This is a genomic window from Enterobacter sp. Tr-810, from assembly GCF_011752765.1.
GTDB lineage: Bacteria > Pseudomonadota > Gammaproteobacteria > Enterobacterales > Enterobacteriaceae > Enterobacter > Enterobacter soli.
Window position 1 is genome coordinate 155,838 of record NZ_VWWW01000001.1, and the last position, 23,850, is coordinate 179,687.

25 protein-coding genes are annotated in these 23,850 nt (G+C 54.6%); 13 read left to right on the forward strand and 12 right to left on the reverse strand.

Translation table 11 applies throughout. From position 1 onward, the window contains the following. Nucleotides 1-7: 7 nt before the first annotated feature. The 3 genes from marB to marR are packed head-to-tail and all read right to left on the reverse strand — an operon-like array spanning nucleotide 8 to nucleotide 1,106. Nucleotides 8-226: a multiple antibiotic resistance protein MarB gene (gene marB / locus F3J30_RS00620; RefSeq protein WP_014070272.1), complete on the reverse strand. Its 219-nt coding sequence runs from the start codon at nucleotides 224-226 to the stop codon at nucleotides 8-10. Nucleotides 227-271: 45 nt separating this feature from the next. After that, nucleotides 272-652, reverse strand: coding sequence for an MDR efflux pump AcrAB transcriptional activator MarA (gene marA, locus F3J30_RS00625; RefSeq protein ID WP_001303241.1), 381 nt, complete (start codon nucleotides 650-652; stop codon nucleotides 272-274). Nucleotides 653-671: 19 nt separating this feature from the next. Beyond that, nucleotides 672-1,106 carry a multiple antibiotic resistance transcriptional regulator MarR gene (gene marR, locus F3J30_RS00630; protein ID WP_014070273.1) on the reverse strand — a complete coding sequence of 145 codons (435 nt, stop codon included), beginning with the start codon at nucleotides 1,104-1,106 and terminating at the stop codon, nucleotides 672-674. 256 nt (nucleotides 1,107-1,362) lie between these two features. Between marR and F3J30_RS00635 the strand changes: the two genes are divergently transcribed. Next, entirely contained in the window at nucleotides 1,363-2,028 is a 666-nt protein-coding gene (locus tag F3J30_RS00635; protein ID WP_014070274.1) for a MarC family NAAT transporter, read from the forward strand. Nucleotides 2,029-2,115: 87 nt separating this feature from the next. Here the strand turns inward: F3J30_RS00635 and F3J30_RS00640 are convergent, their stop codons facing one another. Beyond that, nucleotides 2,116-3,312, reverse strand: coding sequence for a sugar transporter (locus tag F3J30_RS00640; protein WP_166715286.1), 1,197 nt, complete (start codon nucleotides 3,310-3,312; stop codon nucleotides 2,116-2,118). Nucleotides 3,313-3,487: 175 nt separating this feature from the next. Here F3J30_RS00640 and F3J30_RS00645 point away from each other — a divergent pair, with 175 nt between their 5' ends. Continuing rightward, on the forward strand, nucleotides 3,488-4,276 hold the full coding sequence (locus tag F3J30_RS00645; protein WP_166715287.1) for a PhzF family phenazine biosynthesis protein: 789 nt from the start codon (nucleotides 3,488-3,490) through the stop codon (nucleotides 4,274-4,276). Between the two features lie 27 nt (nucleotides 4,277-4,303). Then, nucleotides 4,304-5,095 (forward strand): PhzF family phenazine biosynthesis protein, encoded by a 792-nt coding sequence (locus F3J30_RS00650; protein ID WP_166715288.1) that lies wholly within the window; start codon nucleotides 4,304-4,306, stop codon nucleotides 5,093-5,095. On the opposite strand, the gene F3J30_RS00655 is transcribed toward F3J30_RS00650, so the two are convergent. The 6 genes from F3J30_RS00655 to F3J30_RS00680 form a co-directional block, all read right to left on the reverse strand. Then, complete coding sequence (locus F3J30_RS00655; protein WP_166715289.1) at nucleotides 5,092-5,769, reverse strand: SDR family oxidoreductase; 678 nt, start codon at nucleotides 5,767-5,769, stop codon at nucleotides 5,092-5,094. The two genes, F3J30_RS00650 and F3J30_RS00655, sit on opposite strands and share 4 nt — an antisense overlap. A gap of 1 nt (nucleotide 5,770) precedes the next feature. Next, on the reverse strand, nucleotides 5,771-6,241 hold the full coding sequence (locus F3J30_RS00660; protein ID WP_166715290.1) for a YhcH/YjgK/YiaL family protein: 471 nt from the start codon (nucleotides 6,239-6,241) through the stop codon (nucleotides 5,771-5,773). Then, nucleotides 6,238-7,404, reverse strand: a complete 1,167-nt coding sequence (locus tag F3J30_RS00665) for an exo-alpha-sialidase (RefSeq protein WP_166715291.1) — start codon at nucleotides 7,402-7,404, stop codon at nucleotides 6,238-6,240. Before F3J30_RS00665 ends, F3J30_RS00660 begins: the two co-directional genes overlap by 4 nt. A 1-nt stretch (nucleotide 7,405) precedes the next feature. Beyond that, nucleotides 7,406-8,818, reverse strand: coding sequence for a sodium:solute symporter family protein (locus F3J30_RS00670; protein WP_166715292.1), 1,413 nt, complete (start codon nucleotides 8,816-8,818; stop codon nucleotides 7,406-7,408). Nucleotides 8,819-8,895: 77 nt separating this feature from the next. Continuing rightward, nucleotides 8,896-9,780, reverse strand: a complete 885-nt coding sequence (locus F3J30_RS00675) for a dihydrodipicolinate synthase family protein (RefSeq protein WP_166715293.1) — start codon at nucleotides 9,778-9,780, stop codon at nucleotides 8,896-8,898. A gap of 17 nt (nucleotides 9,781-9,797) precedes the next feature. Beyond that, on the reverse strand, nucleotides 9,798-10,943 hold the full coding sequence (locus F3J30_RS00680; RefSeq protein ID WP_166715294.1) for an iron-containing alcohol dehydrogenase: 1,146 nt from the start codon (nucleotides 10,941-10,943) through the stop codon (nucleotides 9,798-9,800). A gap of 173 nt (nucleotides 10,944-11,116) precedes the next feature. On the opposite strand from F3J30_RS00680, the gene F3J30_RS00685 reads away from it, so the two are divergent. The 3 genes from F3J30_RS00685 to F3J30_RS00695 are packed head-to-tail and all read left to right on the forward strand — an operon-like array spanning nucleotide 11,117 to nucleotide 14,076. Further along, a complete protein-coding gene (locus F3J30_RS00685; protein ID WP_166715295.1) occupies nucleotides 11,117-12,334 on the forward strand; it encodes a four-carbon acid sugar kinase family protein in 1,218 nt (405 codons plus the stop codon). Next, the gene (locus F3J30_RS00690; protein ID WP_014070285.1) at nucleotides 12,327-13,313 is read left to right on the forward strand and encodes a D-threonate 4-phosphate dehydrogenase; all 987 of its coding nucleotides are present in this window, start codon (nucleotides 12,327-12,329) and stop codon (nucleotides 13,311-13,313) included. Before F3J30_RS00685 ends, F3J30_RS00690 begins: the two co-directional genes overlap by 8 nt. A gap of 1 nt (nucleotide 13,314) precedes the next feature. Next, nucleotides 13,315-14,076: a DeoR/GlpR family DNA-binding transcription regulator gene (locus tag F3J30_RS00695; RefSeq protein ID WP_014070286.1), complete on the forward strand. Its 762-nt coding sequence runs from the start codon at nucleotides 13,315-13,317 to the stop codon at nucleotides 14,074-14,076. 6 nt (nucleotides 14,077-14,082) lie between these two features. Here the strand turns inward: F3J30_RS00695 and F3J30_RS00700 are convergent, their stop codons facing one another. Next, nucleotides 14,083-15,027: an L-lactate dehydrogenase gene (locus F3J30_RS00700; protein ID WP_166715296.1), complete on the reverse strand. Its 945-nt coding sequence runs from the start codon at nucleotides 15,025-15,027 to the stop codon at nucleotides 14,083-14,085. Nucleotides 15,028-15,187: 160 nt separating this feature from the next. On the opposite strand from F3J30_RS00700, the gene F3J30_RS00705 reads away from it, so the two are divergent. Beyond that, complete coding sequence (locus F3J30_RS00705; RefSeq protein ID WP_166715297.1) at nucleotides 15,188-15,670, forward strand: GNAT family N-acetyltransferase; 483 nt, start codon at nucleotides 15,188-15,190, stop codon at nucleotides 15,668-15,670. Here F3J30_RS00705 and F3J30_RS00710 read toward each other — a convergent pair. After that, a complete protein-coding gene (locus F3J30_RS00710) occupies nucleotides 15,624-16,502 on the reverse strand; it encodes a LysR family transcriptional regulator (protein WP_166715298.1) in 879 nt (292 codons plus the stop codon). The genes F3J30_RS00705 and F3J30_RS00710 overlap by 47 nt on opposite strands. A gap of 99 nt (nucleotides 16,503-16,601) precedes the next feature. Between F3J30_RS00710 and sad the strand changes: the two genes are divergently transcribed. From sad to F3J30_RS00740, 6 genes are all read left to right on the forward strand, one after another. Next, complete coding sequence (gene sad, locus F3J30_RS00715) at nucleotides 16,602-17,990, forward strand: succinate-semialdehyde dehydrogenase (RefSeq protein WP_166715299.1); 1,389 nt, start codon at nucleotides 16,602-16,604, stop codon at nucleotides 17,988-17,990. 139 nt (nucleotides 17,991-18,129) lie between these two features. After that, nucleotides 18,130-19,719, forward strand: coding sequence for a methyl-accepting chemotaxis protein (locus tag F3J30_RS00720; RefSeq protein WP_166715300.1), 1,590 nt, complete (start codon nucleotides 18,130-18,132; stop codon nucleotides 19,717-19,719). Between the two features lie 62 nt (nucleotides 19,720-19,781). Further along, a complete protein-coding gene (gene glsB, locus F3J30_RS00725) occupies nucleotides 19,782-20,708 on the forward strand; it encodes a glutaminase B (protein ID WP_166715301.1) in 927 nt (308 codons plus the stop codon). Beyond that, entirely contained in the window at nucleotides 20,708-21,070 is a 363-nt protein-coding gene (locus F3J30_RS00730) for a DUF4186 domain-containing protein (RefSeq protein WP_166715302.1), read from the forward strand. Before glsB ends, F3J30_RS00730 begins: the two co-directional genes overlap by 1 nt. A 108-nt stretch (nucleotides 21,071-21,178) precedes the next feature. Beyond that, nucleotides 21,179-22,624, forward strand: coding sequence for a GGDEF domain-containing protein (locus tag F3J30_RS00735; RefSeq protein ID WP_166715303.1), 1,446 nt, complete (start codon nucleotides 21,179-21,181; stop codon nucleotides 22,622-22,624). A gap of 189 nt (nucleotides 22,625-22,813) precedes the next feature. Beyond that, complete coding sequence (locus F3J30_RS00740; RefSeq protein ID WP_166716676.1) at nucleotides 22,814-23,806, forward strand: sensor domain-containing diguanylate cyclase; 993 nt, start codon at nucleotides 22,814-22,816, stop codon at nucleotides 23,804-23,806. Nucleotides 23,807-23,850 lie beyond the last annotated feature (44 nt).

Here is a 23,850-nt window from a genome sequence, read left to right on the forward strand (position 1 = left end):
AAACGAATCAGTGGTCGTGCTGGTTGTAATAGGGCACGCCTAATTCGTCGGATTTGTCGCTACCAGCACCCATATGGTTGAAATCGAAAGGTGTCTGATTATTGGCAGAGGGCATGATCATCGCATCGCGATTGTTCTGCTGAGCTGCCTGTGGGGTTTGCTCCGCGAAGGTCTGGCTGGAGACAAGCACCAGCAAGGCGAGGGCGGCGGAGACGGTGAATTTCATGATTTCCTCGGTTACGTCTTAAAGGCGATGTTTAGCTACAGTGATTCAACTGCAATGTTTCAGCGGATACAGGTATCGGGATTCACCCGGCATACTGGTGATTCGGTACTTATGAGGCGGCACGTCGAAGTAGTTCTTAAACGTACGCGTTAAGGTCTGTTGTGATTCAAACCCATACCGCTCCGCCAGATAAAGGATCGGTTCATTGCTTTCTTTGAGCTTCTGGGCAATTTCCGTCAGCTTACGGCTGCGAATGTATTGTCCTAATGAATGACCGGTCTCTTTTTTAAACATCCGTTGCAGGTGCCATTTTGAGTAACCTGAACGCTCTGACACTTTCTCAAGGGAGAGCGGCGATTCCAGGTTATCTTCGATCCAGTCCAAAATGCTATGAATAGTGATAGCGTCAGTATTGCGTCTGGACATCGTCATACCTCTTTCTGTATTACGGCAGTATTTTCTTAAGCAAGTGCTCAAGCGTTGCCACTTCATCCGCCGTTAAGTTTTTTGTTAGTTCCTGGTGCGTTGTTTGTCCTACTAATTGATGACATTGCTCACACATCGCCGCGCCGTCGCTGGTCAGTTTCACCAGTACGCCGCGTTTGTCATTCGGGTTAGGGCTTCGTTCTATCCATCCTTTGCAGACGAGTCGATCCAGCATTCGAGTCAGGGCACCGAGATCTACAGAGAGCACCTTTTTCAGCTCTACCGGCGTGATACACACTTCGCAGCGAATGGAACACAGCACTTTGAACTGTGTTGCGGTGATATCCAGCGGAGACAGGTATTCATTAAGCAGGCGATCTTTTTTCTGATTAACCATATGGATAAGGCGACCCAGCGGAATAATTTCGTTAAAGAGATCACTGGTGCTTTTCACAATGGTTGCCCTGGCAAGTAGTTAGTCACGGCAGATATTATTGCTCAGGCAAGTATAAGTCAACTGAATGAATCAGCCGATGCCACGAATTGCTAAAACGTTTCATGAACTTTTTTTTGTGGCTTTCAAATCATAAACATAACGGACAGTTATGATTCAGCAGCGTAAATAATCCTTACGTTGTGCTAATGGCTGAAATGCCCTGTTTCACCCTATAATTGCGGTGTTGAATTATGGATAAGGACGACGACGCACGATGTTGGATTTGATTAAAGCAATAAGTCTTGGGCTGGTGGTTTTACTGCCGCTGGCTAACCCGTTGACGACGGTTGCGCTGTTTTTAGGGCTGGCAGGGAATATGAACAGCGCAGAGCGCAATCATCAGTCGATGATGGCCTCTGTGTACGTTTTTGCGATCATGATGGTGGCGTATTACGCCGGACAACTGGTGATGAACACCTTCGGGATCTCGATTCCGGGTCTGCGTATTGCGGGTGGGCTGATTGTTGCGTTTATCGGTTTTCGGATGCTGTTCCCGGCGCAAAAAGCGCATGAGTCGCCGGAAGCAAAAAGTAAATCCGAGGAGATGGAAACGGAGCCTTCCGCCAACATTGCCTTCGTCCCCTTAGCGATGCCAAGCACCGCAGGGCCAGGAACGATAGCGATGATCATCAGTTCTGCCTCAACAGTGCGTGATGGCGGCACGTTCCCGGAGTGGGTTATCACGGTCGCACCGCCCATTATTTTTGCGCTTATCGCAATTATTGTATGGGGATCTTTGCGCAGCTCTGGCGCGATTATGCGTTGGGTGGGCAAGGGCGGTATTGAAGCTATTTCTCGTCTGATGGGCTTCTTACTGGTCTGTATGGGCGTGCAGTTTATTATTAACGGCGTACTGGAAATTATTAAAACCTATCATTGATGTTTTGCCCGGCGGCGCGTTGCTTGCACGGGCCTACGGGTTTTGTAGGCCGGGTAACGCGAAGCCGCCACCCGGCACAAACAAACGTCACCCATGCTGACCTTGTTCTTCCATCGCCACTGGCCATTTGCGGAAAATCAGCACCGACCAGATAAACGCCGCCAGCGCCGGGATTGCGCCAATATACCCAATCGACGCCATCGAAAAGTGCAGGCTTATCTGATTGCCCACCAGCGCACCTGCACCGATCCCAATGTTAAATATCCCGGAGAACAGCGCCATGGCCACGTCGGTGGCGTCGGGGGCAAGCGCCAGAACTTTAACCTGCATTCCCAGGCCGATAATCATGATCGCCACGCCCCAGAAAACACTCAGCACGGCAAGATGCATTTCGCTGTCTGCCGCAGGCATCAGCAGAAGCAGGCATGCCAGCAGCAGGCCAATGGCACTGCTCACCAGCAGCGATGCGTGCTGATTACCCAGTTTCCCGAACAGCACGCTGCCGATGATGCCTGCGCCACCCAGGATCAGCAGTAACACGGTGGCAAAGTTTGCACTAAAACCGGCCACGGTCTGCACAAACGGCTCAATATAGCTGTAGGCCGTATAGTGCGCCGTCACCACCACCACGGTGAGCAGATAGATACTCATCAGCGCAGGGCGGCGGAATAGCAACGGCAGACTTTTCAGTGAACCAGAGTGTTCGCTTGGCATTTTTGGCAGCAGTTTGATCAGGCACAGCAGCGTAACCAGGGCGCCCACGCCAATGGCGAAGAAGGTGGTACGCCAGCCAAAGTATTGCCCCACCACACGACCAATCGGCAAGCCTAAAACCATGGCCAGCGCGGTACCGGTTGCGATCAGGCTTAACGCCTGGGCGCGCTTACCGGCTGGGGCGAGTCGGATGGCTAACGAGGCGGTGATTGACCAGAAGACCGCGTGGGCAAAGGCAATCCCGATGCGGCTTATCACCAGCACGGTAAAGTTCCAGGCCATAAACGACAGCACGTGGCTGGCGATAAATAAGGCGAACAACCCAATCAGCAGTTTGCGCCGCTCCATCTGGCTGGTCAGCAGCATAAACGGCAGCGACATCATGCCCACCACCCAGGCGTAAATAGTCAGCATGATGCCAACCTGAGCGGTCTCCATCTGGAAACTCTCCGCAATGTCGGACAACAGCCCAACAGGGACAAATTCAGTGGTATTGAAGATAAACGCTGCGATGGCAAGCGTGACCACACGTAGCCACGCGACCTTGCGGGAAACTGTGTTTGTTGTCATAGGGATGTCTGGAACCGTTGCCTGGAGGATGTGACGGGGATCTTAAAGCGTTAAATGGCTAAAACTCAATCATTATGTGACTCAGATCTCAAAATTTACCTTATGACAGCGGTAGCGAAGGCGGGTGTTTTCATTGAATATAAAGAACAACACAATAATAACAGGGGGTATGACAATGCAGGAGATTGATTTTTATCTGGTTGATGCGTTCAGTGATACTGCGTTTGGGGGCAATCCGGCGGCAGTCTGCCCGTTAAAGGAGTGGCTGCCGGATGAGACGTTACTCAAGATGGCGCAGCAGCATAACCAGTCGGAAACCGCGTTTTTTGTGTGCAGCAAGGGCGGTATCGAACTTCGCTGGTTCACCACCGTAACGGAGGTCAATCTCTGCGGTCATGCAACGCTCGCCAGTGCGTATGTATTGTTTAACGAACTGGGTTACCCCGATTCACGAATTCATTTCGATACAGCATCTGGCCGCCTGACCGTCAGCCGCGAAGGTGACTGGATGACGCTGGATTTCCCGGCCTGCCCAACTCAGGCACAAACCCCGCCGCCAGAGTTGCTTTCGGCTCTTGGGATAAGCCACTATGTTGAAGCGCGCAAAGGCCGGGCCTGGGTTATTGTGCTGGAAAACCAACAGCAGGTGGAAGCGGTCACGCCGAACATCTCAGCGATGACGCCAGGTGAACATAAGGTCGCTGTTACTGCACGCGGTAATGGGCAATACGATTTTGTCAGCCGCTTTTTCTCGCCGGGCGTTGCCGTCTGGGAAGATCCCGTCACCGGTTCATCGCACACCATGCTTATCCCATACTGGAGCGAGAAACTGGGGAAATCCTCGCTGTTCGCCCGCCAGATATCAGCCCGCGGCGGTGATGTTCGCTGTGAACTGAATGGGCACCGCGTACTGATGGGTGGCCAGGCGTCGCTCTATCTGAAAGGCACCGTATTTTTGCGCTAAAAACATATAACAACAGAGGAAGAGACAATGCAGGAAATTGATTTTTATCTGGTAGATGCCTTTAGCGACACCTCTTTTGGCGGCAACGCAGCAGCCGTTTGCCCGCTGGAAGCGTGGTTGCCGGACGAAACGTTGCTCAAAATGGCGCAACAACACAACCAGTCGGAAACCGCGTACTTTGTGCACACGGATGACGGATTTGAACTGCGCTGGTTCACCACGCTGGACGAGATTAACCTCTGTGGGCACGCCACGCTGGCGGCCTCCCATGTCATTTTTGAATATCTCAACTATCCGCATACAGAAATCAAATTCTCCACCCGTTTTGTTGGCAACCTGACGGTAAAACGTCACGGTGACTGGCTGACACTGAACTTCCCGGCATGGTCTACGGAGGTGGTGGACAACCCACCGGCGTTACTCTTCAGCGCGCTGGGTATCAGCAGTGCAAAAGAGGTGCGTGTAGGGCGTGATTACATGGTGGTGCTGGAAAACCAGCAGCAGGTGGAAGCCATTACGCCGGATATCCCGGCGATGATCCCGCTGGATAAAATGGTCTGCATCACCGCACCGGGTGACCAGTACGATTTTGTCAGCCGCTTTTTCTGCCCGGGAGAAGGGGTGCCGGAAGATCCGGTGACCGGTTCAGCGCACAGCATGTTAATTCCATACTGGAGCGAGAAACTGGGCAAAACCCAGTTAAACGCCCGCCAGGTATCCCGGCGGGGTGGGGATTTGCGCTGCGAATTGCAGGGCGATCGTGTGTTGATTGGCGGACAAGCCACGCTGTATCTGAAAGGGCGTATTTATCTGCGTTAACTGAGTGATGCTCCGCCGCATATTACCATTTCCTGCCCGGTGATGGCGGCGGCTTCTTCGCTCAGCAAAAAACTGACTAACGCAGCCACTTCCTCTGGCGCGATCAAGCGCCCGATCGGCGGGCATTTTGGGGGCGATGTTTCACGCCCGGGTGCGCTCAGCATCGGGGTTTGCGTCGCCCCGGGCGCTACCACATTTGCGGTAATGCCACGTGGCGCAAGCTCAGCCGCCCAGCTTCTGACCATTCCGACCATCGCCGCTTTGGTGGCGACATACTGCGAGCGGCCAGCCGCGCCGCGGGATGTCCTGCTGCCGATGGCGACAAACCGACCGCCTGGTGACATTCGGGGGGCGAAGTGGTTAAAGAGCACTTCGCACGCCTGAACATGCAGACTCCACAGGACGTTGCTAACCCCGCGGTCAAGATTCCCCAGCGGTGCGGCCGCCATCATGCCGGCGGCGTGGATCACCGCCTGAGGCACGGGGAGATCCTGTAAAGCGCCGAGCAGGGCTTCGGTATCGCTGATGTCGACGCTCAGGCTGGCAAATGCCGGGTGATCCCGCAAAATGTGTCTGCGGCTCAGCCCCGTGACCTGCCAGCCCTGCGCCAGAAGCCGGGACACCATGGCTTCACCAATTCCTGAACTGGCACCGGTGACAATCGCATGGCGCATATCACATCTCCAGCAAGGCACGCGGAACTTTAAACACCGCTTTGCGAATGGTCATGGGGTTATCTACCGCACACAGCGCCTGATGCGGTTCGCCGGGTAAGAAAATGGCGAACGATCCCGCAGCGAGACGAACGCCAACGCTGTGCCTGGCCTTTGTCGTAATAAAGAGATCCGGTTTGCGCTCCTCATCGTCCGGCCGGGCGACGGATTCGGTGCCAGCATGGATAATCTCCTCGCCCGACAACACAATCTGGATATCTGCCCACTGATGATGGTATTCCGTATGACGAAGTGCTTGCGGTTGGGTTTGCACCGGGCCGATATGGCAAAACCAGGTGCAATCTTCAGGCTGCCAGCGTCCGTCATCGCGTGCGCTGAGCGCATCCAATGCGCAGTCAGGGCGAGAGAGTATCGTGTAAAGCGCTGACGGAAGCCCGGCCAGCGGCAGGGCGTTCAGATGTCCAATAATCATACCGACTCCTTGACCCATTCTGGCTTTACGCGCACGTATTTAATAGCCTGGCGAAAATAGGTATAGGCAATATGCAATGCGCCATCCTGACCCTGTTTAATGCTCGGATAGGAGAATTCGCGGTTCAGCTTTTCCAGCGAGTTGTTGGTCATGCAGTAGCCGTCACCTTCATCCAGATGGCGCTGCCACGGCCAGCTTCTGCCGCCGTCTGGCGAGATAGCCACCGTCATTGGTGCACGCGGCGCACCCCAGAAGGCTGCCCGTCCGCTGGTCACTACTGGCTCTTTGCGTCCGTCGCCATCGTCGATCTCATCGTATAAAGAGGCACGTCTTTCCAGCGCACCGGCAGCACTCATGTGGTTAAATACCAGCGCCAGTTCGCCGCTTTCAAGGGTTGTCACCTGAACAGATGAATTGTTGTTTGGCAGCACCGTTGGCTCGGGTACAGACCAGCTCTCGCCATGGTCGACTGACTGGCTGTAGTAAATGTTGTCTGCCCAGCGACTACGGAACAGTGCAACCAGGTTGCCGTTTTTGAGTGGCGTGATGTTCATGTGCACGCAACCCAGGCTTTCAGGTACCTCGACATCACGCCAGGTTTTCCCCTGATCCTCAGAGATTTTTACCGCACTGATATCGTCGTTACCCACCCATTTCTCGCCCGGCTGAGTGCGGCAGTAGAACACCGGCAACAGCCAGTTGCCGTTATTCAGCACGGTGATGGGCTGGCGAATAAAGGTACCCGGCTTGTCGAGCAGGGTGGCAATCTCGCCCCAGCTGTTTCCCAGGTCATGAGACTGACGATAGCGCACAATGGCCGTGTCCTGATTACCCGATACCTGCGCCGTCCATAAAAGCCACAGCACGTTATCCGGGGCCAGGAACAGCAACGGGTTTTGCTCAGAGCGTGTCGCGTCCTCAGACAGTTTGACCGCCTCGCTCCACTGCTGGCTCCCCCGGGCAAGACGCGAGCCCCACACGGAGATATCCGCGATCCCTTCCTGCGTGCCGCCAAACCAGACGCACATCAGTGAGCCATCCGGCAGTGGCAGCAAATTGGCCGCATGGTTTTGTGGGCAGGATGAAGGCAGCATGGCCGTCTCCACTCGAATATCCTGCAGTTGTGGGCGAACAATACCGTCGCGGGTTACGGTTACAGACATATCAGACTCCATTATTTTCAACAGGGGTGGGCGCTTTGGTGCTGGCTTTACCCGGAATTAAGCGGTCGATCACCATAATGACAGCAGGGGTCAGCAGGGCGATGTACATGTTGTTGATACCAAACGGATCGCCCAGCAGATACCACACCGAGGTCACCACGCAGGCACCAATCAGGCCAGCGTTAGCGCCACGGGTGCTGCGGAAGAACGGGGCGTAGAAGGCAATGACTGCGACCACTGAAATCGACAGTCGAATGGCGCGGGTGAAGAATGAGAGTTTGAGAACTTCAGGCACCAGCAGCACAAATATCAGTGGCAGGAAACCAATCAGCAATGACAGCCAGCGCGTTGCCTTAAATTCCTGTTCCGGGGTCGGGTTGCGGTAAGGCACGTAAAAATCTTTCACCACCAGTGAGGCGATAGCCAATGCAACGGTACTCACACTGACGAAAATAGAGGCTACAAGTGACGTTGTCACAAGCCCTGCCAGCCACGGATTCATATCCTGCAAAAAGATAGGCATGGCGTACAGGCTGTTAATTTCCGGGTGCAGGTATTTTGCCGCCACGCCAATTACCGCAATCGCCAGCGCAATCGGCAGGCAGAAGAAGAACGCCACCCAGGTCGAACGTTTCGCAGATTTCACATCTTTGGTCGATGAAATCGCCTGAATGACGAACTGCGTACAGAAGATGGAGCCAATGGTGCCGATAAGCCACGCGAAGATAGTTGTCGCGCCGATATTACCGTCCCAGGTCCAGTAGTAGTGCGGCATTTGTTCGATCATTGGCGTAAAGCCGCCGGTTTTGGACAGCGCAAAGCCCATGATGACCAGGATGCCAAAGTATTTCAGTCCGCTGTGTAGCAGGGTTACCCACGCCACACCTTTCATCCCGCCAAAGGCGAAATAGAAGGTACTGACAATGGCGGTGATAAAGGCCGCAACCGGCAGATTCACCTTCAGCACCGTTGAAATCGCTGCCGCACCGCTAACGTAGTTCCCGACGTTAACCAGCAGCAGAGCGTAGATCATGATGATGGAGATGATGTTTTTGGTACTATTGCCGTACTTCTCGGCAATGGCGCCGGAAATGGTGATTTTCCCGGTGTTATAGATACGTTTGACCAGCAACAGGCCAAACAGCGGGAAGCCAATGGCCGCGCCAATAACTGACCAGGACGCAGCAAAGCCGTCTTCGAATGCGGCCTGCGCCGTGCCAATCGTGGACTTCGCGCCAATGTATTCCGACATCAGCAAAATCCCGACGATAAAGGCAGGCATTGCACGGGAGCCTTCCATAAAGTCGCCGGAGTTCTTACTGCGCAGACGGAAGGTCAGCCAGGTAGTGAACAGGATGTAGGCAATGACAATGCCAACAATGATGAGGGTATCTTGAGCGGTAAAATTATTCATCTTTGCCTCTCTTCAGGGCGAGTGAATCCTGGGCGCCAGCGGCACCCGGTATTCTTATTGACGAAACCAAACGCCGGTTAGTTAAGTGACGCTGTCACAATTTGGCGTATCTGTTGTAGCTGTTGCTCGTTAAATGCCACGGCGTAACGGCTTTCTCCAACGTCTTCACCCATGATCTGCAACGCTTTTTTGACCGCTGCGGGTGAAAAGGCCACGCTATACAAATCGGTGCGAAGCTGAGTGACACTTTCCTGCGCCCGCCGCGAACCGTCGATATCACCGGCCTTAAAGCGTGACCAGATGGCGTTAATGGCCACAGGGGCGACGTTTGCCAGCCCGGAAATACAGGTGGAACAGCCGTCTACAAACCCCTGATGAATCAGCGAGTCCGGGCCGTTCAGCACATCGAAACCGTCGATATCGCGTACCGCATTCAGAAATCCGCTCAGGCTCTCGTAGCTGCCCGCGCTATCCTTGATGCCGATAATGTTTGGGTGCTCCGCCAGCATCCGGGCGGTGTCGGGTTCAATGGTGTTGCCAGTTCGCGCGGGGATGTTGTACAGAAATACCGGCACGCTCAGGGCATCGGCAATCGCCGTGTAGTGGGTGATAAGTTCGGCCTGTTTTAGCGGTACAAACCAGGGGGTAATGACCGACACGGCATCCACGCCCAGTGCAGCAATCCGTTTCCCCAGACGCAGGGTTTCTCGGGTAGAGATCTCCCCGATGTGCGCCACCACCGGCGCGCGCCCGGCTACGGTTTCCACGCAGGTACGGGTGACGGACACTTTTTCCTCTTCGTTCAGCACAAAGAACTCGCCGTTTGTTCCCCCGCAAAAAATGCCGTTCCCGGCATCCAGCTGGCGTGTAACCTGGCGCGCCAGACCGGGCAGATTAAGGGCACCTTCAGCGTCAAAGGGGGTGACGATTGCCGTCAGCACACCCTCGATTTTGTTACGCATTATTCACTCCTTCGATTTCAATTTTGCGGAAACAGAGTCCGGTAGATGGCCTGCACCTCGTCGTGGTTAACCTGACAAGGCGCGTTATTCATCAGCCGCTTGACGTTAAGCGCGGCATCGCTCAATGAGGCGATGTCATCTCGCGGTACGCCAAGCGTTTCGAGGTTGTCTGGCAGGTTGAGACTGCGGACCAAGGCCGCAAAGTAGTCCACCAGAGCATGAGATTTTTCCTCTGCCGAAAGGCGGGTATCCGCGCCCGGCACCAGATCCCAGACCTGAGCGAACTTTTCCACGGCGTGAGGGCGGACAAAACGCATACACGGTGCCAGCAAAATGGCATTCGCCACCCCATGTGGCAGGTGATATTTGCCCCCGAGAGGATAAGAGAGCGCGTGAACCAGATGTGTCCCTGCATGGGCAATAGCAACGCCGCCGTAGTAAGACGCCCACAGCATCTCCAGCTTCGCTACCAGGTTGCCCGTCTCAGCACAGGCGGTTTCGATATTATTTAGCAGTTTATGCAAGCCAGTCAGGGCTGCATTGTCACTTACCGGGTTGGAGACCGTTGCCGTAAAGCATTCAATCAGGTGGCACAGCGCATCAATCCCGGTCGATGAAGCAATGTGCGCCGGCATACTGGTGGTCAGTTCCGGCAGCAAGGCCACGTAGTCTGGCAGCAGTACCGGCGAAATAATTCCGACTTTGGTGTTCTGCTCGGGGATCGCCAGAATGGCATTCGGCGTTGCTTCTGAGCCGGTTCCGGCGGTGGCCGGGATCAGTAAAGAAGTCAGGCGCTCGGTAGGTTTCGTTCCTGCCAGCAAGCTATCAAGCCCAGGAGACTGCGGATGACACAGCACAGAAAGCAGTTTTGCCACATCCAGAACGCTACCGCCGCCAATGCCCACCACCAGATCAAACCCGCTGGTATCGAGTGTGTTCAGCACGTGACTGACATCGTGGTGAGAAGGCTCGGGCGGAACATTGTCGATAAGGGTGACGCTGCGGTTATTTTCTTCGAGGATCGCCTGGATCTGCTTTGCGGCGTCGAGACGCGCGATATTGCCGTCAGTTACCAGTAGAAGTCGTTGTTTTCCTGCCAGCAGCGGTCTGATAGCAGGAATTGCACCCGCGCCGCTGATGATGGTGCTGTTGATGGTTACCACATTTTTCTCCTGTCGCTGTGTCTGTGATTGATTTCGCTCATTGGCAGGCAATCACAGTCATCGTGTGGCTAAATTTATAATTTATTCGCAAACTGAATAACTTGATCTTGCTCACATATAATCAATTATGATTGAATATAATCATTAACAGGAAAAATAAGCCCGGAGTGGGGATGAAAGAGAACAACCTGTACAGAGAAGTCGTGGTCATCGCCGATGACTTTACCGGTGCCAACGATGCGGGCGTCAGCCTGGCGCTCTGCGGTAAGAAAGTGAGCGTGGCGTTTGATACTCCTTTTACGGCCTCAACCGATGTTCTGGTGATCAATACCGATTCCCGGGCATTAAAGGCATCAGATGCGGCTGAAAAAATTACCCATCTTGCTCCGGATATCGCAGGGGCGCAGTGGCTGGTGAAGAAGATTGATTCCACGCTGCGCGGCAATGTTGCGGCGGAAACCACAACCCTGCTGGCAATTAGCGGTAAACGACAGGTGATTGTCGCGCCTGCGTATCCCGCGGCCGGGCGCACCACACAGCAGGGGAAGTGTCTGGTAAAGGGGATCCCGGTAAATGAAACTGAATTTGCCAGCGACCCGAAAACGCCGGTGCCACGTGCAGATATTGGCGACCTTTTCGGCGAAAGCCACGCCACCGTGGTGACGGTCGATACGCTTACCAGCGTACTGGCGCAAGGCACTGAACTGCTGATTGTGGATGCACAGAGTGATGGCGAGCTGGATAGCATCATTGCCGCTGCACAGCATTGCGACCCAGTGCCGCTGCTGGTGGGTTCTGCCGGGTTATGTGATGCCCTGGCGCGTCATCTTGCCCCGAGGCGCCGCAAACAGCTGCTGGCGGTGGTGGGTTCGATGAGTGAAGTCGCTCAACAACAAATCGCGCTGGCGGCCAGCCAGCCGGGGGTGTCGTCCGTTTTCATCGACGTGAATGATGTTTTGACCGGGGTGACGGCGGGATATCTCGCGCGGATCTCTCTGGCGCTGGAGGCGGGTAATCACTGCATTGTCCATACCTGTGCGACAGAGACGGCACGGCATCAGGTTGAAACGCTGTGCCAGCAGCAACAGTTAACCCGCGCCCAGCTTGGCGAAACGATCTGCGCGTTTCTGGGCGAACTGACACGCCAGGCACTCGCGGCATGCGCACCTGATGCGTTGTATGTCTCTGGTGGCGATGTGGCCATAGCGGTCGCCAGGGCACTTGGGGCTAAAGGGTTTGAAATCACAGGGCGCGTTGCGCAGTGCGTGCCGTACGGCAAATTTCTGGGTTGTGCCTGGCTCCGGCCGGTAATGACCAAAGCAGGGGGCTTCGGAAAGGAAGAGACGCTGCGTGAGGTTTTGCATTTTATCGAGGAGAGACTGAGTGACTAATATTATTGCTGTAACCATGGGTGACCCGGCTGGCATTGGCCCGGAAATCATTATCAAATCCCTGACGGAGGGTGAGCTGTCAGGCTCGCCGGTGGTGGTGGTGGGCTGTGCCCGCACGCTGCAACGGGTACTGGAAAAAGGGATCACGACTCAGGCCGACATTCGTATTATCGAAAAGGTCAGTGACGCGCAATTTGCACCGAAGGTCATTAACGTACTGGATGAACCACTGGCAGAGCCGGATGCGCTAAAGCCTGGCGTTGTTCAGGCTCAGGCTGGCGATCTGGCTTATCGCTGCGTGCGTCGTGCCACGGAGCTTGCGATGGCCGGGGACGTAAAAGCCATCGCCACGGCACCGCTGAACAAAGAGGCGCTGCATCTGGCGGGGCACCACTATCCGGGGCACACCGAATTGCTGGCGCATCTGACTGACAGCAAAGATTACGCCATGGTGCTGTATACCGACAAACTGAAGGTCATTCATATCACCACGCACATTGCCCTGCGTAAATTCCTTGATACCCTCAATCAGGATCGGGTAAAAACCGTGATTGGTATTGCCGATACCTTCCTGAAACGCGTCGGGTTTTCAAACCCACGTATCGCCGTTGCCGGGGTTAATCCACATGCGGGCGAAAACGGGTTATTTGGCGATGAAGAAATCAAGATAGTCGGCCCGGCGGTAGAAGCCATGAAGGCGCAGGGGCTGAACGTCAGCGGACCGTGCCCGCCGGATACGGTATTTATGCAGTGTCACGAAGGAATGTACGATATGGTCGTTGCGATGTATCACGATCAGGGGCATATTCCATTAAAATTACTCGGTTTTTATGACGGGGTGAATATCACCGCCGGATTACCGTTTATCCGAACCTCTGCTGACCACGGGACGGCGTTCGACATTGCCTGGACTGGCAAAGCGAAGTCCGAAAGCATGACGGTATCTATCCAGTTAGCTATGCAAATCACACGGGAATAATATGAAGGGATATAACCGGTTAGAGCAGATAATGGATTACCTGAAAGGGCACAATCTGGTGACGGTCGATCAACTGGTGGCGGTGACGGATGCCTCCCCGGCGACCATTCGCCGCGATCTGATTAAGCTCGATCAGGAGGGTGTTATCAGCCGCACTCACGGCGGCGTCACGCTAAACCGGTTTATCCCCTCGCAGCCAACCACGCACGAGAAAATGCAGAGAAGTCTCGCCGAGAAACACGCCATCGCCAGTGCGGCTGCGGGTTTTGTCAAAGCGGGCGATGCCATTGTGCTGGATGCAGGAACCACTATGATTGAACTCGCTCGTCAGTTAACACATCTGCCGCTGCGCGTGATTACCAGCGATCTGCACATTGCGCTGTTTCTGTCCGAGTTTAAGCAGATTGAAGTGACGATTATCGGCGGGCGTATTGATGATTCCAGTCAGTCCTGTATTGGCGAACACGGGCGTCGTCTGTTGCAGAACGTCTGGCCTGATGTGGCGTTTGTCAGCTGTAACGGCTGGGACATTACCCGGGGAATTACCTCGCCAACGGAAGAGAAAGCCGCGCTGAAACGCGATCTGATTGCCAACGCACGACGCCGCGTGTTGCTGGCAGACAGCTCGAAGTACGGTGCCTGGTCGTTGTTTAACGTTGCCCATCTCAATACCCTGACGGATATCGTGACGGATAACCGGCTTGATGACGATATTCAGCAACAACTGGGCCAGCTCGATACCCGGCTGACCCTCGCGCCGTAATGCCCGCTATGGAAGACGGGCGATATTGTTTTTAATCACCTCAACAGAGTGGCGGAATTTGGTCTGTTCTTCTTCCGCCAGCTGCAATTCAATAATCTGCTGCACGCCACCCTGCGCCAGTACCGCAGGCACACCAATCGCCACGCCATCTACGCCGTACTCACCGTCCAGAATGCAGGAAATCGCCAGCGCGCGGTGGCTGCCGGTAAAAATGTTGCGGCAAATCTCGGCGATGGTCCCGGCGATCCCGTATTCCGTGCAGCCCTTGCGGTTGTAAATCTCAAACCCCAGCTTGCGGACTTTCTCCGCCAGTTGCTCTTTATCGAGTACTTTCCCGGTATGGCGCTGGTAGACCCCGGCAATGGGGGAACCGTAAACCGACGAGTGCGACCAGACCGGGAACTGGGTATCCCCATGCTCGCCCAGAATAAAGGCATCAATACTTTGCGCGCCAATATCCAGCTCCTGCGCCAGCGTGCGGCGAAGACGAGTGGTATCAAGCCACACGCCGGTACCGATCACCTGCTTGCGCGGCAGGCCAGACAGCTTCCACACCTGCCAGGTAATGATGTCACACGGGTTGGTGGCAATCAGGAAAATGCCCTTAAAGCCGTTTTCCATCATCTGCGGGACAATGCTTTTCACAATACGCGCGGTACTGTTCAGTTCATCAAGACGAGTTTGCCCTGGTTTCAGCGCACCACCCGAAACGGTGATCACCGCGATATCGACATCGGCACACTCGCTGGCTTCACGGGTTGAGATAGTCATCATCCCCGGCATATAGGCAGCAGCATCGCTGAGATCCTGTGCATGGCCCTGGGCCCGCTCGCGGTTTAAGTCTACAAGTATCAGCTCTTCACAAATGTTCTGGTTGAGCAGGGCGTAGGCGGCAGAGGCACCCACGTTTCCTGCACCAATAATCATCACTTTACGGGCTTTGGTGTTCATTCGTTTTCCACTGTGATTAAACGGCTTCTGTACACAAAATTACTGCCGGACGGGGTGGCGTGCAACAGGTGAAGAGACGCATAAGTTAATCCTATGAAGCACCCTTAAGTGGCTGCGCTATTTTGAAATAAAGATGAAATAAAATGATAAGGATCTTGCTATGTACTCTATTACCTCTGAATCGTCACACCATCCTGACATCATCAATCTGATTGCGGCGCTTGATCGTTATCAGAGCGAACTCTATCCGGCGGAAAGTAACCATCTGCTTGATTTATCGGAGCTGACAGAAGAGAACCTGATCCTGATGGTCATTCGCGACCAGCAGCTGACGGCCGTGGGTTGCGGCGCGGTGGTGCTGAACGGTGACGGTACCGGCGAAATGAAGCGGGTGTACATTGATCCAACCCATCGCGGGCAACATCTGGGGGAAACGCTGTTAGCCGCGCTGGAAGATGAAGCGTTGAGCCGCCACTGCCATACCGTGCGGCTGGAAACGGGGATCAAACAACATGCGGCGGTGCGGCTTTATGAGCGCTGTGGCTACGAAATGCGCCTGCCGTTTGCCCCGTATACTGCAGATCCCCTGAGCCTGTTTATGGAGAAGGCGCTGGTGGTTGACGTTCGTTTAGCAGCACTATAAACGCCTCCAGTTGGCGGGTCATTGCACCGCGTCGCCACACCAGCCAGGTGGTGAGCCAGCGCCAGTTTTCTGCCAATGGCCACGCCTCAACCTGATGATACCCCGGCATACTTTCCAGCATTGAACGGGGCATCAGCGCAATACCTGCGCCAGCAATAACGCAGGCCAGCATCCCGTGATAGGACTCCATCTCATGAATACGCCCGGGCATTGCCCGGTCGGCATGGAACCAGCTTTCCAGATGTCGCCTGTAAGAGCAGTTGGCGCGAAACGCATACACATCACGGCCGCTCACCTCTGTGGCCCGCGAAACCTCAGGATGTCCCGCCGCAGCAACCAGCATCATCTCTTCCCGGTAGACCGGCATTCCTCCCAGCTCCGGGTGCGATAACGGCCCGTCGACAAAGGCGGCACTCAGTGTACCCTCCAGAACACCGTCAATCATGGTCCCGGATGGCCCGGTCGAGAGGGCAAACTGAATACGCGGGTAGCGCTGGTTAAACTGAGCCAGACTTTCCGGGATTCGCACGGCGGCGGTGCTTTCCAGTGCGCCGAGCGCAAATAATCCCTGGGGCTCATCGCCCGCCACGACCATGCGTGCTTCGTCAACCAGCGCCAGGATCTGCTTGCTGTAGCGCAGGAAGTTGTGCCCGGCGGGCGAAAGCCGCAGGCGCTGGTTCTCACGAATAAACAGCTCAACGCCCAGATCCGCTTCAAGCTGACGGATACGGGTGGTGAGGTTAGACGGTACGCGATGCACCTTTTGCGCGGCCTGGGTAATGCTGCCGGTCTGCGCAACGGCGTTAAACATTTCAAGCTGAGTTAAGTCCATGCCATTCTCGATTCGTGAATAAGGTGGTTAGTATTATTCATTTTTAAGAAATAGCAGAGTGGGCCACAATGAATCAACTGTTATTGCATGGAGATAATCATGACACATTCACCTGCCACACATGCGCTGTCTGTAAACCCGGCCACCGGCGAAACCCTGGCGACTTATCCCTGGGCATCGCAAGACGACGTCGATCAGGCGATTACGCTGGCCGATGCGGGTTTCCGTCAATGGCGCAACGAAACGGTCGCTCACCGTGCGCAAAAACTGCGTGACTTAGGTGCCGCACTTCGCCAGCGCGCCGAAGAGATGGCGCAAATGATGTCCCGCGAGATGGGTAAGCCCATTGCTCAGGCTCGCGGTGAAGTGACCAAATCCGCCAACCTTTGTGACTGGTATGCCGAACATGGCCCGGCAATGCTGAAAGCGGAAGCCACTCAGGTCGAAAACCACAACGCGGTCATTGAGTATCGTCCGCTGGGGCCGATCCTGGCCGTGATGCCGTGGAACTTCCCGCTCTGGCAGGTTCTGCGTGGCGCAGTACCCATTCTGCTTGCCGGTAACAGCTATCTGCTAAAACACGCGCCGAACGTGCTCGGCTCGGCTTCGCTTATTGGCGAAATTTTTGCCGATGCCCGCTTCCCGCAGGGTGTGTTTGGCTGGGTTAATGCGACCAATGAGGGAGTAAGCCAGGCGATTAACGATCGTCGTATTGCTGCCGTCACCGTGACCGGCAGCGTGCGTGCCGGGGCGGCGATTGGTGCGCAGGCAGGGGCGGCACTGAAAAAATGCGTGCTGGAGCTGGGGGGATCGGATCCCTTTATCGTCCTGAACGACGCGGATATGGATCTGGCAGTGAAAGCGGCAGTGGCCGGGCGGTATCAAAATACCGGGCAGGTGTGCGCGGCGGCGAAGCGCTTTATCGTGGAAGAGGGCATTGTCGATGCCTTTACCCAACGTTTTGTTGCAGCCACGGCTGCGCTGAAGATGGGCGCACCGGATCAAGAAGAAAACTATGTCGGCCCGATGGCGCGTTACGATCTGCGTGATGAGCTGCATCAGCAGGTTCTGGCGTCCCTTGCCGAAGGCGCAACCCTTCTGCTGGGCGGTGAGAAAATCGCGGGTGAGGGTAACTATTACGCCCCGACCGTGCTGGGCAATGTCACCCCTGAAATGACTGCGTTTCGTCAGGAGCTGTTTGGCCCGGTGGCCGCCATTACGGTCGCGAAAGATCCTGCTCATGCCCTGGCGCTCGCCAATGACAGCGATTTTGGTTTGTCGGCGACGGTATTTACCGCAAGCGATACTCTGGCTGAGACATTCTCCCGGGAACTGGAGTGCGGCGGCGTGTTTATCAATGGCTATAGCGCCAGCGATGCCCGCGTGGCCTTTGGAGGCGTGAAGAAAAGCGGTTTTGGGCGTGAGCTTTCTCACTTCGGTTTGCACGAGTTTTGTAATGTGCAGACAGTGTGGAAGGATCGCGTCTAATTTAATCAATACCTTATCAAGCCGGGCAGGCATTATCGCTGCCCGGCAATTCCTGCTCTCTGTCATTTTTCTGCAATGGTTCTGTCATTTTCGTTTCGTAGACTCCTTCGCGTCTAAGGTATTGTTACAGAAGAAAATCATGAACCTAACGCAAATTTTTCGCCGTATTGCGCAGCGCATCATTCCACGTCAGTTTGGATTGCTGGCCGGCATCTTTTGTATTATTGGGCTTTTCTCCGCACTGCAACTTTCCTCTTCATTCTTGCTTACCGCCTCTCTTCGCGAAGCACAACGCAACGAACAGCATAATCAGCTGGCCTACCAGCAACAGGGAAAGCTGGATCAGGCGCGCGTGTCATTGCTGGCCGCCAGCGATTTACTGAACCGCTCGGGTGTGTACTTTATGCAGGATAAAGAGACGGGCTCTGACGGCAGCTGGCACAGCCTGATGGATGAAGCGCAAAAGGCGCTCGATGCATCGCAGCAGGCGTGGAAAGCATGGCTGGCGCTGAGCCCGCCGAAAGATGAAGCGCTGGTGAACAGCTACCAGCTTTTCTATGGCGCCATCAAAGAGCAGGCCGAAGGGCTTATCAAAACCAATTCCATCGATGCCTTTTTCGCGGTACCCGCACAGGCTTTTCAGACCGATTTCAACGATAACTATGCCCGCTTCCAGCAGATAAGCGAAAAGCAGGCCACAGAGGGGCGACAATCCTTAATGGAGCGCCTGTCCGGGTTACAAACGTTGTTCCTGTTTGCCCCGCTGGTGCTGCTGGCGATTGTTATTGTGGTCTGGTTTGGTATGGCCAAGTGGGTCATTACCCCGCTGCGTCGTCTGATTAGCCATATTAATCAGCTTGCGGCGGGGGATTTGTCTGCCAGTTCGCCGGATGTGACACACTTTAACCGTGAAATAGGGCAACTGAGCGACAGCATTTTCACCATGCAGCAGGGATTACAGCAACTGGTTACCCAGGTGAGTGAGGCAACCACCTCAATGGTTGAGAATATTGGTTCGCTTGCGCAGGGTAATCAGAAGCTGTATCAGCAGTCGGCGCGCCAGGCAAAAGAGCTGGAAGAGGTGACGGCGCATATTGCCTCGCTAGAAACCCATGTCGAGGGCAATACCGGTTATGCAAAGCTTGCCAGTTCACGGGCTGATGAAGCGCGGGAAGCGGCAGCCGGTGGCGATCAGATGATGTCCACGGTTAATGCCTCAATGCAGGCGATCGTTGAGCGATCGTCAGAAATGCGCGGGATCGTCTCTATGATCGACAACGTGGCGTTTCAGACCAACATTCTGGCGCTGAATGCGGCCATTGAGGCGGCTCATGCGGGTAATCAGGGGCGGGGCTTTGCGGTGGTGGCCAGAGAAGTAGGATTACTGGCGCGTAAAAGCAGCCATTCAACCCAAACGATTCAGGAGCTGATTAACCACTCCTTGCAGGGGATAGAAGACGGATCTAAAGCGGTGACCCGTCTTGAGGATAATCTGCAACAGGTGACCGGTCTGGTGGGGAATTTAAGCAGTTTGCTGAATGATATCTCGGTGGCCACCATGAGCCAGGGGGAGAGTATTCATCTGATGACCCGTCAGCTTCAGGCGCTAAACCAGGTATCACGTCAGACGGATGTGCTGGTGTCTGGCGCGTCACAGGCTTCCGAACGTTTGCATCAGGAGTCCGACGTTTTACTCCAGGCGGTATCGCGTTTTCGTCTTCCCGCCTGACGCGATAGATAAGCCTCTGTTATACTCGCAGCCCGTTTTAGCCTAAGGGCAAGGAGCAAAGTGTGGCTGCGGTCATCCATAATGAGATGCTGGAAGAGATTCTGGCGCAGGTTCGTCCATTGCTGGGACAGGGAAAGGTTGCCGACTATATTCCGGCGCTGGCATCGGTCAGCGGCAATAAACTCGGCATCGCCATTTGTACGGTGGATGGACAGCGCTATCAGGCAGGAGATGCCACAGAACGCTTTTCTATTCAGTCGATTTCGAAAGTGCTGAGTCTGGTGGCGGCAATGCGCCAGTACGACGAAGATGAGATCTGGCAGCGCGTGGGTAAGGATCCGTCCGGACAGCCCTTTAACTCGCTGCTTCAGCTGGAAATTGAACACGGCAAACCGCGTAACCCCTTTATTAATGCCGGGGCGCTGGTGGTGTGCGATATGCTGCAAAGTCGCCTGAGCGCGCCGCGTCAGCGAATGCTCGAAATTGTCCGTTTGCTCTGTGGTGTACAGGATATTACCTACGATCCCGTTGTGGCCCGCTCTGAGTTTGAGCACTCTGCCCGCAACGCCGCCATTGCCTGGCTGATGAAATCCTTCGGCAATTTCCATAATGATGTTGCAACGGTTCTGCAAAATTACTTTCATTATTGTGCGTTGAAAATGAGCTGTGTCGAACTGGCCCAGACGTTTTTGTTCCTGGCGCATCAGGGATACGCATCGCATCTGTCTCAGGAAGTGGTTTCACCAATGCAGGCGCGTCAGATTAATGCCTTGATGGCGACCAGCGGTATGTATCAAAACGCGGGGGAATTCGCCTGGCGCGTTGGCCTGCCGGCAAAATCCGGCGTGGGCGGTGGCGTAGTGGCGATTGTGCCGCATGAGATGGCGATTGCCGTCTGGAGCCCGGAACTGGATGAAACGGGTAACTCGCTGGCGGGCGTGGCGGTACTGGAGCAACTCACGCAGCGACTGGGGCGTTCCGTGTATTGATGTCGACACTTAATCCGTTATTTACCCGACTGGCGCGTTCCACATTTCGTTCGCGTTTTCGCCTGGGGCCTAAAGAGCGGCAATACTGTTGGGATAAAGGTGCTGACACCATTGACCAGCATGCCGCGGACTTCGTCGCTAAAAGACTGGCGCCTGCTTATCCGGCGAATGACGGAAAACAAACGCCCATGCGCGGCCATCCGGTATTTATCGCGCAACATGCTACCGCAACCTGTTGTCGGGGGTGCCTGGAAAAATGGCACCATATCCCGCAGGGCGTAGTGCTTGATGCACAGCAACAACAATATATTGTCGGCGTAATACATCACTGGCTGGTATTGCAGATGAACCCCCAAAATTGACGAGTTATTATCCGGTTCTATATGTGCTATAGATGGATGTTAGGTTATTCCCATTCATGCTGATGACCACAAATAATTGCGATAAGCAATTATATGGATTGATATTTAATGTCTTCTGCAATCGCGTCGTTCAAGCTTTTTCGTCCAGATAGCCCTCTGCGAAATACGGTGGGGATATTCGTACTCACCACATTGTTTTATTTTGTGGGGGCAGAGCTACGCCTGGTGGAAGCGTTATCTCTCTTCTGGCCGCTGAATGGCGTGATGGCGGGGGTATTTGCCCGTTATGCGTATCTTAATCGTCTGCATTATTACGCGGTGTCGTATGTCGCCATGCTGATGTACGACGCGGTCACCACCAGTTGGGGGATCGCGTCGGTAGTGATCAACCTGTCGAATATGGTCTTTATTGTGATCGTGGCCTTGCTGGTCATGCGTGACAAGCGGCTGCTGAAGGGCAGACCAGACCCGATTAATGCGCTGCGATTGTTTAATTACTGCCTGATTGCGGCCGTGTTCTGCGCATTGCTGGGGGCGTTTGGTTCGGTCGGGATTGACAGTAAAACCTTCTGGCCACTGTTTGCGGACTGGTTTAGCGAGCAGTTCTCAACCGGGGTGCTGATTGTGCCTTGTATGCTGACGGTGAAAATGCCGCAGCGATTAATTCCGTCCTTGCCTGCACCGGAAAAATGCTTACCGGTTCTGGCGTTGATTATTTCGGTTGTGGCATCGGTTGTCATTGGTGGCGCCGGTAGCCTGGCTTTTCCGCTGCCTGCGCTTATCTGGTGTGCCGTGCGCTATTCACTACCCGCGACCTGTCTGCTGACCTTCCTGACGGGCGCCGTCGAAGTGATCCTGGTGGCAAACTCGATTATCAATATTGCCGTTGCAACGCCGCTTTCCACGCCACTGATGTTTTCTGCTCGTCTTGGTATTGCGACCATGGCTATCTGCCCGGTGATGGTTTCCGTCAGCGTGGCGGCTATTAACTCGCTGATTAAACAAGTTTCGCTACGTGCCGATTTCGATTTTCTGACCCATGTCTATTCCCGTTCGGGCCTGTATGAAGCACTTAAGCGTGAAGAGGCCCATCGCCATCCTCGTTACCTGACGGTGATGCTGCTGGATATCGACTACTTCAAGAGCATTAACGATAACTACGGTCATGAGTGCGGGGACCGGGTACTGGCGACCTTTGCCCAGAAAGTGCAAAAGGTGGTGGGTGAAGAAGGAATGGTGGCACGCATGGGCGGCGAAGAGTTCGCGGTTGTGGTGAATTCCGGCGACGCCCGTAAAGGCATTGAACTGGCGGAACGTATTAGAGTTTCGATAGCAAACCATCCGTTTATCTGGCGGCAACAAACGCTGTTTATTACCGTGAGCATCGGTCTGGGGAGCGGTAAGTCGGAATCCTGGCAGCTGACAGAGGTCTTTACCCGGCTGATGGCCGAGGCGGACGATTATCTGTATCGTTCGAAAAAAGCAGGGCGAAATCGTACCAGTGCACGTTTGTCAGACGATTTGATCGTGGCGGAACCTGAGAGTGGAACATAACCGGTGTAAGCGTAACCACATTAGGTAGAATGCGACATTGATGTTAACGATTCGCTGATAAATTGCTTGCTACGCATTTTTAAGCTCAATAAGATACCGCAAGAAATATATCGGAAAAATCGTGGCATGAACGGAACTGACAAACTCAGTAACAATCCTCGCTTACCAGGAAGTCGGTTTGTCAAACGTATGTACCTGATGCGTATTCTCGGGACATTGCTCTGTTTTATTCCGATCCTCTGCGTCTTGATCGAACATCAACGTTCAGTCTGGCTAATGATTCTGCTGGGGGTGAATGCCTTTATCTGGCCGACGCTTGCCTGGTTTCGTTCACGAAAATCACTGGTGCCTCTGGAGACAGAGCATCAAAATCTGGTGTTTGATGCCGGCGCGGGGGGCTTCTGGATTGCCATGATGGCGGTCAATCCGCTGCCCTCGGTGGTGATTGCCACCATTTTGCTTGCCGACCGGCTTTCTGCGGGCGGTTTTACCCTGATGAAGAGAGCCGCCGCTGCGATGCTGGGCGTGTTTCTTGTGAGCTGGCTGACCCAGGGAATGGCGGTCGATATGTTTGTCTCCCAGCGAACTATGTTCGCGACCTTGCCCCTGATTGCCATTTACCTTATCGCCCTGAGCGTGCTCACCGACAGTATCGCGCTGCGTCTACGGATTAAAAGCCGCGAGCTTGAGCGCATCGCGATGATGGATCCGCTGCTGGATATCGCTAACCGACGTTTGCTCGAAAAACGTATTGATAATGAGCTGAAGAAGCTTCAGCAGGCGTGCCGTGAATCGGCACTGATGTTTATCGACATCGACAATTTTAAGGAAGTGAACGACCGGTTTGGCCACAAGGTGGGAGATGCCATGCTGGCGACCGTTTCACAAATATTGCATCTGGCGACACGACCCGCCGACACCCCGGCGCGACTGGGGGGCGACGAGTTTGTTATCCTGCTACCCGATACCACCATCGATGAGGCCCATATTGTGGCAACACGCATTATGGAAGCCGCCGCGATAATGAAAGATGTGGCGCAAGAGGCCGTGCATTGCACGCTCAGTATTGGTATAGCGTGTGCCACGCGCGACATGAGAAGCGTTACCGACTGGCTACAGGCCGCAGATAGCGCGCTTTATCAGGCCAAGCGTGAAGGCAAGAACAGAATATTCGCACACTGAAAATGTCTCTGTTTAGGCTACGCTTTTAAGAGAACTAAGCGTCA

Coding starts and splice junctions, on each gene's coding strand:
- F3J30_RS00730 (WP_166715302.1), top strand. CDS start 20,708: ATGTCGACACTTAATCCGTTATTTACCCGACTGGCGCGTTCCACATTT.
- marA (WP_001303241.1), bottom strand. CDS start 652: ATGTCCAGACGCAATACTGACGCTATCACTATTCATAGCATTTTGGAC.
- F3J30_RS00685 (WP_166715295.1), top strand. CDS start 11,117: ATGAAAGAGAACAACCTGTACAGAGAAGTCGTGGTCATCGCCGATGAC.
- F3J30_RS00710 (WP_166715298.1), bottom strand. CDS start 16,502: ATGGACTTAACTCAGCTTGAAATGTTTAACGCCGTTGCGCAGACCGGC.
- F3J30_RS00650 (WP_166715288.1), top strand. CDS start 4,304: ATGCAGGAAATTGATTTTTATCTGGTAGATGCCTTTAGCGACACCTCT.
- marB (WP_014070272.1), bottom strand. CDS start 226: ATGAAATTCACCGTCTCCGCCGCCCTCGCCTTGCTGGTGCTTGTCTCC.
- F3J30_RS00670 (WP_166715292.1), bottom strand. CDS start 8,818: ATGAATAATTTTACCGCTCAAGATACCCTCATCATTGTTGGCATTGTC.
- F3J30_RS00720 (WP_166715300.1), top strand. CDS start 18,130: ATGAACCTAACGCAAATTTTTCGCCGTATTGCGCAGCGCATCATTCCA.
- F3J30_RS00640 (WP_166715286.1), bottom strand. CDS start 3,312: ATGACAACAAACACAGTTTCCCGCAAGGTCGCGTGGCTACGTGTGGTC.
- F3J30_RS00740 (WP_166716676.1), top strand. CDS start 22,814: ATGTACCTGATGCGTATTCTCGGGACATTGCTCTGTTTTATTCCGATC.
- F3J30_RS00705 (WP_166715297.1), top strand. CDS start 15,188: ATGTACTCTATTACCTCTGAATCGTCACACCATCCTGACATCATCAAT.
- F3J30_RS00695 (WP_014070286.1), top strand. CDS start 13,315: ATGAAGGGATATAACCGGTTAGAGCAGATAATGGATTACCTGAAAGGG.
- F3J30_RS00645 (WP_166715287.1), top strand. CDS start 3,488: ATGCAGGAGATTGATTTTTATCTGGTTGATGCGTTCAGTGATACTGCG.
- F3J30_RS00735 (WP_166715303.1), top strand. CDS start 21,179: ATGTCTTCTGCAATCGCGTCGTTCAAGCTTTTTCGTCCAGATAGCCCT.
- F3J30_RS00635 (WP_014070274.1), top strand. CDS start 1,363: ATGTTGGATTTGATTAAAGCAATAAGTCTTGGGCTGGTGGTTTTACTG.
- F3J30_RS00675 (WP_166715293.1), bottom strand. CDS start 9,780: ATGCGTAACAAAATCGAGGGTGTGCTGACGGCAATCGTCACCCCCTTT.
- F3J30_RS00700 (WP_166715296.1), bottom strand. CDS start 15,027: ATGAACACCAAAGCCCGTAAAGTGATGATTATTGGTGCAGGAAACGTG.
- sad (WP_166715299.1), top strand. CDS start 16,602: ATGACACATTCACCTGCCACACATGCGCTGTCTGTAAACCCGGCCACC.
- F3J30_RS00660 (WP_166715290.1), bottom strand. CDS start 6,241: ATGATTATTGGACATCTGAACGCCCTGCCGCTGGCCGGGCTTCCGTCA.
- F3J30_RS00665 (WP_166715291.1), bottom strand. CDS start 7,404: ATGTCTGTAACCGTAACCCGCGACGGTATTGTTCGCCCACAACTGCAG.
- F3J30_RS00655 (WP_166715289.1), bottom strand. CDS start 5,769: ATGCGCCATGCGATTGTCACCGGTGCCAGTTCAGGAATTGGTGAAGCC.